Genomic DNA, 14164 nt, shown 5'->3' with positions numbered 1-14164 from the left:
ATTGGATTACCTAATTATTCCTACTAGGTATGAAAAAAGTGTTCTGTGTTGGTGAATTATTGATAGACTTTGTTGCCGAAAAACAAGGCAACGATCTATCTAAAGCTTCAGTTTTTACCAAAAAAGCTGGAGGAGCTCCAGCCAATGTCGCCTGTGCTATTGCCAAACTCGGTGGAAATGGCGTTTTCATCGGTTGTGTAGGTGACGACCCTTTTGGAAGCTTTTTATTGGATGTTGTTAAAAAAGAAGGGGTGGATGTCTCTTTAGCGCAAAAGTCAGACACTTTTACAACACTTGCCTTTGTATCATTGGCGGAGGACGGAGAACGGGATTTTGTATTTAGTAGAGGTGCCGACAAAGAACTGACATATGACCTAACGCTTAGGAAAGATTTTGACGGCAATATTCTTCATTTGGGAGCCGCAACCGCCCTATTGGGAGGACCACTTGAAAAAACGTACGGTAAATATTTATTTGATGCACTTACCAAAGAAATGTTTATAAGTTTCGATCCAAATTTTAGAGGCGACCTATGGAAAGACAATGAATCTCAGTTCATTAAAAAGTGTAAGCCTTTTATAGAAAAATCGCATTTATGTAAGTTCAGTCTGGAAGAAGCTCAACTGCTTTCTGGTAAAACAGATGTTTATGATGCTTGCGATTTTTTACATGAAGTGGGGACGCAAATCATAACCATAACATTGGGCAAAGAAGGCACCTTGCTAAGCGCAAATAATACAAAAACCCTTGTCCCCAGTATTAAAGTTAAACCTGTTGACACTACTGGTGCCGGTGATGCGTTTATCGGTTGTTTACTTCATCAAATTTCAGATTTGGGTAATTTTAAACCCGTTTTCGAAAATTACGCCCTATTATTAAAAATGGTTGAGAAAGCAAACAAGGCAGGAGCCATTACCACTACCAATTATGGGGCTATTATAGCTTTACCCACAAAATCCCAGCTTGAAAACTAGATGAACCAAGCTGCACTACATAGACTCGTTGCTACCAAGTTCAAGGAAAAAAATCCTAAAACATTATTTGATTTAAGGTTAGCCACCAATCTCAGCCTCATTCAGCAACAGTTCTTTTCTCTTTATTCCCAAAAAGACCATCAAAGCGATTTTAAACAATTGTTGGATTTGCTTCCTAAATTATTTTCCCTTCGCCCCGACGAGTTAAAACAGCAAGATTTACATCGGCTAAGCATGGGCAATTGGTATCAATCTGAGCAAATGCTCGGCATGCAGTTGTATGTGGAACACTTTAATAAAGACCTGAAAGGCTTACAGGAAAAAATCCCATACTTTAAAGAATTAGGTGTCAACTTTTTACATTTAATGCCAATTACCACCCGTCCGAAAAAAGAAAATGATGGTGGTTATGCCGTAAATAACTACCATCAAGTAGCTAAAAAATACGGAACCAATAAAGACCTATTAAAACTAACCAAGGAATTACGCGATCAAGACATGTTCTTAATGCTTGATTTTGTGGTCAACCATACTTCCAACGAATTTTCCTGGGCAAAAAAGGCCATAGCTGGTGACAAGAAATACCAAGGGTTTTACTACACTTTTGAAAACGACACCATTCCCAAAGAATACGAAAAATCGATGCCAGAAGTTTTTCCGGAAACGTCTCCTGGAAATTTCACCTATAACGACGAAATGGATAAATGGGTAATGACGGTCTTCAATCATTATCAATGGGATTTAAACTATACCAACCCAAAGGTGTTCATGGAAATGTTGACCAATTTAGTTAAGCTAGTCAATTTGGGTGCAGATATAGTACGTTTTGATGCATTAGCATTTCTTTGGAAAAAAATCGGAACCATTTCCCAAAATCTTCCAGAAGCTCATGATCTTATAACGTTGTTCAGAATGTGTTTGCAGGTCGTGGCTCCTGGAACCATATTCTTGGCTGAGGCCATTGTTGCACCCACAGAAATTGTAAAATATTTTGGGGAAGGGCAAAAAAAAGGAAATGAATGTGAAGTTGCCTACAACGCTTCTTTGATGGCGTTGCTATGGAATTCCATTGCTACGAAAAAAACCGTTTTACTTTATAAAAGCTTAACACAGGTGCCTTCAAAGCCCGATGATTGCACATGGATTAATTATGTTCGATGTCACGATGATATCGGTTTAGGGTATGAAAACCAATTCATCCAGGAAATTGGGTGGGACCCTCAACAACACCGTAAGTTTTTATTGGATTATTACTGCCAACGGCTAGGTTGGTCTCCGGCAACGGGCTTATTGTTTATGTATAATCCCAAAACAGGAGATGGAAGAATAACTGGGAGTACCGCTTCTCTTTTGGGGTTGGAAAAGGCCTTGGCCAACAAAGATGAAACCCTAATTGCAGATGCTGTTTCAAAAATTATTTTGCTTTATGGAATTATTCTAGCCTATGGAGGAATTCCTATGATATATGCAGGTGATGAAATAGCAATGCCCAATGATTATTCTTTCACTGAAGATGAGTCAAAAAAAGAAGACAGTCGCTGGGTGAACCGGCCCAAACAGAATTGGGAAGTTATCGCTAGCCTAAATTCGGGAAAAGGCCCACAATCTATAATATTCCATACCCTAAAAAAGTTAATCGGTATTAGAAAGAAAAATCCAGTTTTTGCAGATCATAATAATCTAACATTGCATCATACGGGTAATCATCATATGCTCGTTTTTGAGCGAACAGGCAATGCAAAAAATGGGCTGTTGGCCATTTGCAATTTTGATGAAAAACATCAGGTTATTGAGCCTAGTTGGATAAAAAAACTAGGGTATTTTGCAAAAGGAGAGCCTAAAGACCTTGTTTCGGATGAAAAGGTGAATCTTAAAAGTGGTCTACTTGAAATAAAACCTTATCAATTGCTTTGGTTGAAGAAATCTTAATTATAACGCACTTTTCTAAGAATCCTTAAGGATTCTTTCAGTGAACCGTAGACTCTTTCATTTGCAGCTTTTAATATTGGGCGTGCCTGTTCCATTTGCTCTTTTGCTTCTTCAAAACCATTTAGATAACAAATAAGATAGGTGGCCGGCAAGTGTGTTAAATCAATCTCTTCTGTCTTGTTCAAGCTTATCCCTTTTTCCAACTTCTGCAATAAGGTATTATTGGTGTTGAGGACATGGTGGAGTGTTTTTTTGTCATATTGCGGTGGCTCAAAGAGCAGTTCGCTATTAATGGTATATTTTCCATTATCTGAAAACGTAATAACCATCTGCTCGAGCGGATAGTATTTTTGTTGGGAGCCCAGACCCAATTGCACAAATTCCAAAGTAGTAAATGAATGGTTGTCATAGGTAATAGTAATTTCATCTAGTGCGGAGTAGAACAATTTCACCTGTTCATTAATCAATTCGATATCTACTCTAGAATAGTAGGTTTTATTGTTTACCTTTTTTTTGTTCCCTGCCCAACAGACTACAAATTGTTCTTTAAAAACCTTATAATTACTAGTTAAATCAGCATGTCTGTTGTTCATAAAATTGATAACAGCATCTAAGGTTAGCTCAATATTGTTACGTGCATGTTGTTCTATAGTTGCTACCGCTTTTGAGTTGATGTCTTTGAGTTCAATATCAAATGCTTTGGGTAAACTTATACTTCCTTCCCTAAAGAAAACAGCGCCACCATAATACTTCCAAATGTTTTTTCGCAACGCACATACTTTGCCATTGGATTTTATGGTAACCAACCCTACTACTTTTCCTTCAGGTAAGTGTGGAAATGGGATGTTTTCATATGAAATAATAGGAGGGTTATCCAAATACGCATTGACCAAATTTTGAATCTTGCTGTCATCAAAGAAATCGACTCCAACAATGGCATTGTCTTCATCCTCTACACCAACAACAATAAAAGAATTGTTTTTTGGATTGCTGTTTGCCAAGGCGCAAACATGCTTTAAAAACTTGGCCTTTCCTTCCTTTTCACCTATGGCTATGAACCTCTTCTTGTCATAAAAACTGTTCTCATCATTATGCGCTAAAAGGTTTTTGACCAAAAGGCGTTTATTGATCATAACTCTTTCTTCACAATGGTACTGCTCGCTTGTGCAGTGGGCATAACAACCAAGTCCGCAATGTTTACATGATAAGGTCTTGTAATGACAAAATGAATGATATCTGCAATATCTTCAGCCTTGAGTGGCTGAAATCCTTGATATACTTTTTCCGCTTTGTTTGAATCTCCTTTAAACCGAACATCGCTAAATTCGGTCTCGACCAAACCTGGATTTACTGCACCCACTCTAATCCCATGGGCATTCAAATCCATACGCATGCCTTGGTTAATGGCATCTACAGCATGCTTGCTGGCACAGTAGACATTTCCTTTTGGGTATACCTCCTTACCCGCTGTGGAACCTATGTTTATGATATGCCCAGATTGGCGTTCCACCATTTGAGGAAGTATTGCTTTGGATATGTACAAAAGTCCTTTTACGTTAATGTCCAACATGGCATCCCAATCATCTAGACTTCCCTGATCAATGGTATCCAGTCCATGCGCATTTCCTGCATTATTAATTAACACGTCTATAGTTGCAAAAGAACTTGGCAAACTTTCCACAGCTTTTTGAACGGCATCTCTATCCCTAACATCGAATTGTAAGGAATGTACTTGGGTATGTTTTCCCAACTCGGCTTTTAGTTGCTGCAGTCGCTCTTCCCTTCTACCACACACAATAAGATTAAACCCTTTCGTTGCCAATAATTCCGCGGTCGCTTTTCCTATTCCACTGGTTGCTCCAGTAACAAGAACCGTTTTTTTATCTCTCATCTTCATTTTTTCTATGGTACATCATGTCCGTGACTGGCTTTTAAAAGCGTAAACCAATCTTGTAAGTCCAATGCTATTTTGGCAGCCTCCGCTGATGCTGCAATTCTATCTTTATTTGTTGTTCCAATAACCGGATGAACTTTAGCCGGATGTTTAAGAATCCAGGCCAACAACAATTGACTTTCATCTACTCCATATCTTTCAGTAAGGGGAATCAATGCTTCTTTTATCCTGCCAGTCTGTTCATTATCCTCTCTAAACAGGCTCCCTAATGGGCTCCATGCCATTGTCATTCTATTGTTCGCTATACAATCATCCCAAGTGCCATCATACATTGGTGTGTTATGCGTTAAAGAAAACTCAACCTGGTTCCCCTCAACTTGAACTTCTTTTTCTAACATATTGATTTGAGAAGGAGTAAAGTTGGAAACTCCAAACTTTTTTATTTTTCCGCTCTCCAAAAGTTCTTTAGCGGCTTTGCCAATTTCAACAGGATCCATCAAAGGGCTTGGTCTATGCACCAATAGCAAGTCCAAATAGTCCGTATTTAGTTTTTTGAGTGATTGCTCTGCCGACCAAATAATGTATTCTTTATCATATTGATAATGTGCTACCCTATTGTCCCTGCCAGACGTCATTTGGATACCACATTTTGAAATCATCTGTATTTTGGATCTTTCAATACCGCTTTCGGCATAGGCCCTTCCAAAATCCGATTCCGTGGAATAATCCCCATAAATATCAGCATGATCAAAGGTCGTCAACCCATTTTCAATACAATAGTGCATTAAATCGATCATCTCAACTTTAGGAAGTTTTTTACCCCAACTTCCCCATGTCATAGTCCCTGCTATAATCTTAGAATAATTATCTGTATTTTGCATATAAAGTGAAAGTATAAAATTAAACCCTTAAATCCTTCACAAAACTAGGGCTTCAGCGATTTTTTTAACCATTAATTAACAGACCATTTTTAAATTAATTTTCATTTTGCACTTCTATAAAAAAACCAACATTAACACTTAAACGATAAAAGTTTGTATGGAAGAAAACACTACTATTGATATTAGTGCTGTGAATGAAAAAATTGCCAAGGAAAGTGCTTTTATAGACTTACTCACAAATGAGATGAACAAGGCCATCGTTGGCCAACGGCATATGGTAGAAAGGCTTCTTATTGGCCTTTTGGGCCAGGGGCATATTTTGTTGGAGGGAGTTCCCGGACTTGCAAAAACCCTTGCCATTAATACATTGGCAAAAGCTGTTAAAGGGAGTTTTAGCAGAATTCAGTTTACTCCAGATCTTTTGCCTGCGGATGTGGTAGGTACGCTGATCTACAACATGAAGGAAAATGATTTTTCCATTAAAAAGGGACCCATTTTCGCAAATTTTGTGTTGGCTGATGAAATCAACAGAGCACCTGCCAAGGTGCAATCCGCGCTTTTGGAAGCCATGCAGGAAAAACAGGTAACTATTGGAGATGAGACTTTTAAATTGAATCCTCCTTTCTTGGTAATGGCAACACAAAACCCAGTGGAACAAGAAGGAACTTACCCGTTACCGGAAGCCCAGGTTGACCGTTTTATGCTAAAAACCGTAATTGACTATCCAAAGTTAAACGAGGAACAGCTTATTATACGCCAAAACTTGAGCGGTAAAAACGAAGCCATAAAACCTGTTGTCACCGTAAAGCAAATTTTAAGTGCACAAGAAGCGGTGCGAGAGGTTTATATGGACGAAAAAATTGAAAAGTATATATTGGATTTGGTATTTGCTACCCGATATCCAGAAAAATATAATCTAGAAAACCTCAAACCCCTAATCAGCTTTGGTGCTTCTCCAAGGGGAAGTATCAACTTGGCAAATGCCTCCAAATGCTATGCTTTTATAAAAAGAAGAGGATATGTAGTTCCAGAAGATGTGCGGGCCGTCGTACATGATGTGCTAAGGCATCGTATTGGAATCACGTATGAAGCAGAAGCAGAAAATATCACTTCCGAGGAAATCATAAACAAGATTGTCAACGAGGTAGAAGTACCTTAGAGAAGTTGGCCGTTGAAGTTGGTGGTGTCCTTAAAATAACCTACCATCACCGAATATTGACAGCTAAACACTGTTCACTTTACAGATGGATACAAAAGAGCTACTTAAAAAAGTACGTAAAATTGAAATAAAGACGAGGCGTCTTTCCGACCATGTTTTTGGTGGAGAATACCACTCTACCTTTAAAGGTAGGGGTATGACCTTTAGCGAAGTCCGTCAGTATCAGTTTGGTGACGATGTTAGGAACATTGACTGGAATGTTACCGCACGTTACAATGAGCCTTTTGTAAAAGTTTTTGAGGAAGAACGTGAACTTACCATGATGCTGATGGTGGATGTAAGTGGCTCCGAGCTTTTTGGGACCACCAATCAGTTTAAAAAAGATGTGATTACCGAAATATCTGCCACTCTTGCCTTCTCAGCACTACAGAATAATGATAAGGTTGGTCTGATTTTGTTTTCAGACGAAGTGGAACTATATATTCCGCCGAAAAAAGGAAAAAGTCATGTGCTGCGTATTATTCGGGAACTTTTGGAGTTTACTCCAAAAAGCACACAGACCAATATTGCAGAAGCCCTAAAGTTTTTGATGAACGTAATGAAGAAAAAAGCCATTGTATTTGCGCTCTCGGACTTTATTGCTGATGAATATGACAATACATTACGGATAATCGGCAACAAACATGATGTTACAGGCATTAGGGTTTTTGATGAACGCGAGGAGTCTATTCCAAATTTGGGAATGGTACAAATGCAAGATGCAGAGACTGGGACACTGCAATTGGTAAATACCCAATCTAAAAAAGTTAGAACTGCATACGGTCAATTCCACAAAGACAAGGTGAGTTACTTTTTGGATTCGTTTACAAAATCGGGCTGTGGTGTTATCAATTGTCGTGTGGATGAGAGCTACGTAAAAAAATTGTTGGGCTATTTTAAACGTAGGGGATGATTGAAATGGAGAACATAAAACTAGATATTAGAAGCAATAGATTGTCATTTAGCAAAATGACCTTTCTATTTCTTTTTATGATTCCCATCATCGGTTTTGCACAAGAAAAACCCAAAGTTACCTCAGAAATTGATACCACTTCCATCAAGATTGGAGAGCAAATTCAATATAAAATTACCGTTGAAGCAGATTCCACAGATGTTGTTTTTTTCCCGGAAGGGCAGACCTTTTCACCCTTAGAAACTGTGGAAGCCATCATGTTGGATACCGTCAAAAACAATAAAAGAGTTACCCTTCAACGCATCTATGCCCTCACTCAATTTGATAGCGGAGCCTATACCATTCCTCCACAGCGAATAGCCATTAATGAGCAGCCTTTTTTCACAGATTCTTTTCAAATAAAAGTGGCGGATGTGGTAGTGGACACCACCAAACAAAAAATGTTTGACATTAAGCCGCTCATCGAAGTGGAAAAAAGCAATGCCAGACTTTGGAGAATTCTCCTATGGATACTAGTAGTGCTACTAATCGTTGGTGGATTGGTCTATTGGTTTTTCCTTAGAAAAAAACCACTTACCGAAGAAGAAAAAGAAGCTTTGCTTCCTCCATATGATCGAGCCCTTCTGGAGCTTAAGAAACTGGAGAATTCAAAATACCTTATCCAGGACGAATACAAAAAATATTATTCTGAGCTTACAGACATTGTTCGTTCCTATTTGGAGGAAGACGTTAACGTTTCTGCTTTAGAAAGCACAACGGGTCAATTAATTGCCAAGCTTGAAATGCTTAAAGATGCTGGTGATTTAAAATTAGATGACGAGACCATAACCCAATTTCAGAAAATTCTACAAACCGCGGATTTGGTAAAATTCGCCAAGTCCAAGCCTTCCACCTCGGTAGCGGAGCAAGATAGAGCACTAGTAGAGCAAATTGTGGTAAAAACGCATGAAGCACTCCCAGAACCTACCGAAGAGGAATTATTGCTAACAGAAGAATATCTTGAGGAACTTGCCAGAAAAAAACAGCGTAAGAAAATCTATTGGGCGGCAGCTATTTTTGCTGGACTTTTAATATTTGGAGGCGGACTTTCCATCGCATACTATGGTTTAAAAGAAGTAAAAGACACCGTTTTAGGACATCCAACAAAAGAGCTTTTAGAAGGAGAATGGGTAACAAGCTCGTATGGTTTTCCTCCCATTGATTTAGAGACACCCGATGTGCTTATTAGACAAGAAGTAACATTACCTGAAGGTGCTGAAGAAGTAGTGAAATCACATCAGACTTTTCTCAATGGAAAAGTAGATGGGCTGTTTTCCGTTTCTGCTAATTCAACTACCTATAAAGAAGAAGTTGAACCTGATTTTAAAGCATTGGTAGATGCCAATTTAGCAAACTTTGAAAACATGGGTGTTAGAAACATCCTTACCAAAGAAGATAAATTCACCACAAAATCTGGCGTAGTGGGCCTCAAAACTTTTGGTACCGGAACCTTCGATATTCCCGATACAAAAGAGACAAGAAAAATAGAATACATTATTTTATGTTTTGGCGGTAAAGGTTTTGTGCAACAGGTCATTATTTACCATGAAAAAGGAGACACTTACGCAGATCAAATAGTGAGCAGAATATTGAACACCTTAGATGTAAAAACACAGACGTAAATGTTTGAGAATATAGAATTTGCAAACCCTCAGTTTTTTTGGTTGCTACTGCTGCTACCTTTGGCTTTGCTGTGGTATTTTTTCAAACGAAAAAATGAAATAGCCTCGCTAAAGATTTCCAGCATAAAAGGATTTACGGTGGGAAGCTTAGCATCCAAATTAAAACCTGCACTTTTTATTCTACGGATTTTAGCACTGGCAGCTATCATTACTGCACTCGCAAGACCTCAAACGGAAGACATCTCTACCAGAACAAAGACCACAAAAGGTATTGATATTGTAATGGCCATAGATGTTTCTTCGAGTATGTTAGCAAGAGATCTAAAACCAGATAGGCTTTCTGCACTTAAATCTGTAGCAGGGGATTTTATCAAACAACGGCCTAATGATCGAATCGGACTCGTTGGGTATGCCGGGGAAAGCTATACCAAAACTCCCATTACCAGCGATAAATCCATTGTTCTAAGAGCCCTTAAAGAAATCACCTATGGTGAACTAGAAGATGGTACAGCAATAGGGATGGGGCTGGCTACATCCGTAAACCGCCTAAAAGAAAGCAAGGCTATTAGCAAGGTTATTATTCTACTAACCGATGGAGTCAATAATTCAGGTTTTATTGAGCCAAATACCGCCGCGGACTTAGCAGTAGAATTTGGTATAAAAACATATACCATAGGTTTGGGCACCAATGGCAATGCCCTTTCACCAATAGCTTATAATAGAGATGGCTCCTTTAGGTTTGGGATGCGACAAGTAGAAATTGATGAAGCATTATTAAAAGAAATTGCCCAAGCAACAGGCGGAAAATACTTTAGAGCTACGGATAATGAAAAGCTTGAAGAGATTTACGACGAGATAAACAAACTGGAAAAAACAGAAATTGAAGAGTTCAAATATTACAAATACGAAGAAAAGTTTAGGCCTTTGATATTATTGGCAGGAGCTTTGCTATTGATAGAATGGGTATTGCGCAACTCAATTTTTAAAAGCTTTATATAAAGAAGAATGATTCAGCTGGACGAAAAAATATATTTCTACCTATTGGCCATCATCCCAGTGATGGTTGTTGCTTTTTTCTTTCTTCAGGTATGGAAAAAAAGAACCCAGCGTCATTTTGCGGACACCAAGCTCTTAAAACGACTGGCACCAAATAAATCAAGTTTTAAATCAGCGTTAAAACTGATTTTTCTTTCCTTGGGGCTCGCCTTTTTAATTATTGGTCTTGTAAATCCAAAAATTGGAACCAAGCTGGAAACCGTAAAACGGGAAGGGGTCGATATTGTTTTTGCTGTTGACGTCTCTAAAAGTATGTTGGCCGAGGATATTGCACCAAACCGAATTGAAAAAGCAAAAAGATTGGTTTCTGAAATCATTAATCAATTAGCCAGTGACCGTATTGGAATAATTGCCTATGCCGGTCAAGCATACCCTCAATTACCCATTACTACGGATTATGGGGCTGCTAAAATGTTCTTGCAAAGCATGAATACAGATATGCTTTCATCTCAAGGAACCGCAATAAATGCAGCGATAGATTTAGCAAGTACTTATTATGACGATTCTGAACAAACCAACAGGGTACTGTTTATAGTTTCTGATGGTGAAGATCATTCAGAACGATCTACTATTGATGCAGTGGACAACGCTGTAAAAAATGGTATCCGCATTTTTACAATTGGTGTTGGAAAACCAAAGGGAGCTCCCATTCCTATCAAAAGAAATGGTGTTGTGGAAAGTTTGAAAAAAGACAATAAAGGTGAGGTGGTCATCACCAAACTGAATGAGGCTGTTCTATCAGAAATATCCAGCGAAGGAAATGGAGAATATATTGATGGTTCCAATACAGAAAATGCTGTGGAGTATATAAAAGAACAACTAAATCAGATGGATAAAAAAGAATTTGAAGCCAAGCAATTTGCCGAATATAAGGACCAATTTCAATGGTTCTTGGGCATAGGTCTTTTCTTTTTATTTTTGGATATCTTCCTTTTAGACAAAAAAACAAAGTGGTTGAAAAAGCTAAATCTTTTTAATGAACACGAAGATGTATAAGAGTGGATTACTATTTTGCCTGTTCCTTCTCATTGGGTTAACCTCATACGCCCAAGATGAAGACGATGCCCAAAAGGAAGCGGAAAAAGCGCTTAACGCTTCTACAAATCTAACATGGGATGCAAACAATCAACTTATTTCAAATGACTTTATAAATGCAGAGTCGGATTATAGAAGAGCCATCTCCAAAAGTGAAAAAAACGTCGTTGCCCCTTTTAACCTAGGCACCGCGTATTACAACAGAGAGCATTATGGAGAGGCTTTTGGACGGTTTAAACAAGCAGGTGAAAAAACCACTGAAAAACCAAAAAAACATAAAGCCTTTCATAACATGGGCAATGTGTTCATGAAGAACAAAGAATATCAAAAAGCGGTTGAAGCTTACAAAGAATCCTTACGCAATAATCCAAATGACGAAGAGACTCGATACAACCTTGCCTTGGCTAAAGAAATGCTAAAAAAGCAACAAGACGAACAAAAGAACGACCAAAACCAAGACAATAAGGACAAGCAGGATCAGGAAGATCAAAAAGACAAGAACAAAGATCAGAACGACGAAGGTGAGAATAAAAAGGACAATGAAGGAGAACAAAATGAAGATGAAAACAAAGACAAAGGCGATGAAGGAGATGATGGAGAGAACAAGCCTGAAGAAAATAAAGAAGGTGAAGGAGATAAAAAGAAAGAACAGGAAAAGAAGCCTAACGAAGGAGATCAACCTGAAGAACAAAAAAAGCAACCAAGACCAAATCAACTTTCTAAGCAGCAGATTCAAAATCTGTTAGAAGCGATGCAAAACGAGGAAAAGAAAGTGCAAGAAAAAATGGAAGCAAGAAAGATAAAAGGCAAAAAAATTAAAAACGAAAAGGATTGGTGATGCAGCTGTTGAAGGTTAAATTTTTTATTTTTTTGAGTGCATGCCTGTTGTTGGGCAGTATTTCTTATGCGCAAGAAAATGAAGTTTCCTTTGAAATAAAGCTCAGCAAAGAAAAATTGGGTATTAATGAGCGGCTTAGAGTTGAGTTTACCATGAATAAAGATGGGGACAACTTTAGCCCACCGGCCTTCGATGGTTTTAAAGTGGTCATGGGGCCTTCACAATCAATCAGTTCTTCATGGATTAATGGAAAGCGTAGTTTTTCAAAATCCTATTCCTATATTTTGGTCCCTACCTCCAGAGGAAAATTTACCATAAAGCAGGCCACCATTGAAATTAGTGGCCAAACCTATAAAACATTACCCAAGACCGTAGAGGTAACAGCTGCAGTGGATAAACCTAGCGATGAAAAAACCGTGGACGATGTTGCCGATGAAAGCCTGCATTTGGTTGCTGAAGTTTCCAAGGGAAATCCTTATCTAAATGAAGCGGTGACCGTGGTGTATAAATTATATGTGGGTCAAGATATTCGCGTTACCAATTATAGGCCGTTAGATAATCCTAAATACAATAATTTTTGGAGTCAGGATATCCCCGTTTCCAAACCCAAACCCCAAAATACTACCTATAAGGGGAAACCCTATCTTTCTGTGGTCTTGAAAAGGGTTGTGCTCTATCCGCAGAAATCTGGCAAGTTGGATATTGAACCTCTTTCCTTGGAAATTTACGTTGATGTCCCTACGAATAGGCGTGACTTTTTTGGAGGTCGGATTTATTCCCAGACCACCAAAACAGTTTCAGCAGGAAGGCGTACCTTAAACGTAAAGGCCTTGCCGGAGGCTGGAAAGCCTTTGAATTTTGGTGGTGCTGTTGGTGATTTTGAATTTGCTGTAACGACGAGCAAAAAGCAACTGAATGCCTCAGAATCGCTTCAGGCCAAAGTAGAAGTTACTGGTAAGGGAAACCTAAAGTTATTTCAATTGCCTGAACCAGAACTGCCCAGTGCACTTGAAGTGTATGAGCCTGAGTATGACGAAAATGTGCGTACCGTAAGTTCTGGTATGGAAGGTAAGGTCGCAAACCATTACACCATTGTCCCCTCTTTTAGAGGAAAATATCCAATCCCCAGTATTTCCTTCAGCTATTTTAACCCAAAGACCTCCAAATATGTCACTTTGACTTCAGAAGAAATTAATATTGAAGTTATGGAAGGACCCGTTGGAGCAACTTCAAACAATGCCGTCTCCTCAACTAGTAACAAGCAACTTGTTGTGCCAACAGGAAAGCAATTTCACTTCATAAAACTGAGTCCAAACCTTAACAAAATAGGGGCAAATTACTTCTTTGGTTCAAACCGATTTTATTTTATGCTCATTCTACCATTATTATTAATTCCCATTGCTGTAGTTTCTTTTAAAAAGAGAGAGGCTATTGCCAGTGATGTCGCAGGAAACAAAATCAAGCGGGCCAACAAATTGGCGAAAAAATACCTTTCCACTGCAAAAAAAGAACTAGGTAATAAAGAAGCCTTTTATGTTGCCTTGGAAAAAGGATTGCATAATTATCTAAAAGCAAAGCTGAAAATCGAAACTTCAGAATTTAGCAAGGAGAAAATCACCACTATTTTGACTGATAGAAAGGTAGATGTGGATAGTATGAATGGATTTATAGGTCTTCTTACAAGTTGTGAAATGGCCAGGTATAGTCCTTTTTCCGATGTACAAATGCAGAATGATTATCAAAAAGCAAGTGAAGTAATCTCTAAATTGGACAAACAGTTATGAA

At 38.4% G+C, this 14164-nt stretch carries 12 protein-coding genes; 9 read left to right on the top strand and 3 right to left on the bottom strand.

Annotation, left to right across the window (positions count from 1 at the left end; all coding sequences use genetic code 11):
- The first annotated feature begins 29 nt into the window (after window positions 1-29).
- Window positions 30-974 carry a carbohydrate kinase family protein gene (locus tag FVB32_RS06270; RefSeq protein ID WP_147742259.1) on the top strand — a complete coding sequence of 315 codons (945 nt, stop codon included), beginning with the start codon at window positions 30-32 and terminating at the stop codon, window positions 972-974.
- Window positions 975-2903 (top strand): alpha-amylase family protein, encoded by a 1929-nt coding sequence (locus FVB32_RS06265; protein ID WP_147742257.1) that lies wholly within the window; start codon window positions 975-977, stop codon window positions 2901-2903.
- Here FVB32_RS06265 and FVB32_RS06260 read toward each other — a convergent pair.
- Genes FVB32_RS06260 through FVB32_RS06250 form a run of 3 tightly spaced genes read right to left on the bottom strand, consistent with a single transcriptional unit; the run spans window position 2900 to window position 5678 of the window.
- Window positions 2900-4036, bottom strand: a complete 1137-nt coding sequence (locus FVB32_RS06260) for an ATP-binding protein (RefSeq protein ID WP_147742255.1) — start codon at window positions 4034-4036, stop codon at window positions 2900-2902. The genes FVB32_RS06265 and FVB32_RS06260 overlap by 4 nt on opposite strands.
- Window positions 4033-4794: an SDR family NAD(P)-dependent oxidoreductase gene (locus FVB32_RS06255; RefSeq protein ID WP_147742253.1), complete on the bottom strand. Its 762-nt coding sequence runs from the start codon at window positions 4792-4794 to the stop codon at window positions 4033-4035. Before FVB32_RS06255 ends, FVB32_RS06260 begins: the two co-directional genes overlap by 4 nt.
- A gap of 11 nt (window positions 4795-4805) precedes the next feature.
- Entirely contained in the window at window positions 4806-5678 is an 873-nt protein-coding gene (locus FVB32_RS06250; protein WP_147742251.1) for an aldo/keto reductase, read from the bottom strand.
- A 157-nt stretch (window positions 5679-5835) separates the two neighbouring features.
- Here FVB32_RS06250 and FVB32_RS06245 point away from each other — a divergent pair, with 157 nt between their 5' ends.
- From FVB32_RS06245 to FVB32_RS06215, 7 genes are all read left to right on the top strand, one after another.
- Window positions 5836-6837: an AAA family ATPase gene (locus FVB32_RS06245; RefSeq protein ID WP_147742249.1), complete on the top strand. Its 1002-nt coding sequence runs from the start codon at window positions 5836-5838 to the stop codon at window positions 6835-6837.
- An 85-nt stretch (window positions 6838-6922) separates the two neighbouring features.
- Window positions 6923-7789, top strand: coding sequence for a DUF58 domain-containing protein (locus FVB32_RS06240; protein ID WP_147742247.1), 867 nt, complete (start codon window positions 6923-6925; stop codon window positions 7787-7789).
- A gap of 5 nt (window positions 7790-7794) precedes the next feature.
- Window positions 7795-9450 carry a BatD family protein gene (locus tag FVB32_RS06235; protein ID WP_246139858.1) on the top strand — a complete coding sequence of 552 codons (1656 nt, stop codon included), beginning with the start codon at window positions 7795-7797 and terminating at the stop codon, window positions 9448-9450.
- Window positions 9451-10449 carry a vWA domain-containing protein gene (locus tag FVB32_RS06230; RefSeq protein WP_147742245.1) on the top strand — a complete coding sequence of 333 codons (999 nt, stop codon included), beginning with the start codon at window positions 9451-9453 and terminating at the stop codon, window positions 10447-10449.
- Between the two features lie 6 nt (window positions 10450-10455).
- Window positions 10456-11502: a VWA domain-containing protein gene (locus tag FVB32_RS06225; protein WP_147742243.1), complete on the top strand. Its 1047-nt coding sequence runs from the start codon at window positions 10456-10458 to the stop codon at window positions 11500-11502.
- Window positions 11483-12379 (top strand): tetratricopeptide repeat protein, encoded by an 897-nt coding sequence (locus FVB32_RS06220; RefSeq protein WP_246139836.1) that lies wholly within the window; start codon window positions 11483-11485, stop codon window positions 12377-12379. The genes FVB32_RS06225 and FVB32_RS06220 overlap by 20 nt, the downstream gene beginning before the upstream one ends.
- Window positions 12379-14163 carry a BatD family protein gene (locus tag FVB32_RS06215; RefSeq protein WP_147742241.1) on the top strand — a complete coding sequence of 595 codons (1785 nt, stop codon included), beginning with the start codon at window positions 12379-12381 and terminating at the stop codon, window positions 14161-14163. The genes FVB32_RS06220 and FVB32_RS06215 overlap by 1 nt, the downstream gene beginning before the upstream one ends.
- The last annotated feature ends 1 nt before the right edge of the window (window position 14164 follow it).

It is taken from the genome of Flagellimonas hymeniacidonis, from assembly GCF_008040165.1.
Classification (GTDB): domain Bacteria; phylum Bacteroidota; class Bacteroidia; order Flavobacteriales; family Flavobacteriaceae; genus Flagellimonas; species Flagellimonas hymeniacidonis.
This window is presented reverse-complemented; position numbering and strand designations above follow the sequence as displayed.

Coding starts and splice junctions, on each gene's coding strand:
- FVB32_RS06215 (WP_147742241.1), top strand. CDS start 12,379: ATGCAGCTGTTGAAGGTTAAATTTTTTATTTTTTTGAGTGCATGCCTG.
- FVB32_RS06225 (WP_147742243.1), top strand. CDS start 10,456: ATGATTCAGCTGGACGAAAAAATATATTTCTACCTATTGGCCATCATC.
- FVB32_RS06260 (WP_147742255.1), bottom strand. CDS start 4,036: ATGATCAATAAACGCCTTTTGGTCAAAAACCTTTTAGCGCATAATGAT.
- FVB32_RS06245 (WP_147742249.1), top strand. CDS start 5,836: ATGGAAGAAAACACTACTATTGATATTAGTGCTGTGAATGAAAAAATT.
- FVB32_RS06220 (WP_246139836.1), top strand. CDS start 11,483: ATGAACACGAAGATGTATAAGAGTGGATTACTATTTTGCCTGTTCCTT.
- FVB32_RS06255 (WP_147742253.1), bottom strand. CDS start 4,794: ATGAGAGATAAAAAAACGGTTCTTGTTACTGGAGCAACCAGTGGAATA.
- FVB32_RS06230 (WP_147742245.1), top strand. CDS start 9,451: ATGTTTGAGAATATAGAATTTGCAAACCCTCAGTTTTTTTGGTTGCTA.
- FVB32_RS06240 (WP_147742247.1), top strand. CDS start 6,923: ATGGATACAAAAGAGCTACTTAAAAAAGTACGTAAAATTGAAATAAAG.
- FVB32_RS06235 (WP_246139858.1), top strand. CDS start 7,795: ATGGAGAACATAAAACTAGATATTAGAAGCAATAGATTGTCATTTAGC.
- FVB32_RS06270 (WP_147742259.1), top strand. CDS start 30: ATGAAAAAAGTGTTCTGTGTTGGTGAATTATTGATAGACTTTGTTGCC.
- FVB32_RS06265 (WP_147742257.1), top strand. CDS start 975: ATGAACCAAGCTGCACTACATAGACTCGTTGCTACCAAGTTCAAGGAA.
- FVB32_RS06250 (WP_147742251.1), bottom strand. CDS start 5,678: ATGCAAAATACAGATAATTATTCTAAGATTATAGCAGGGACTATGACA.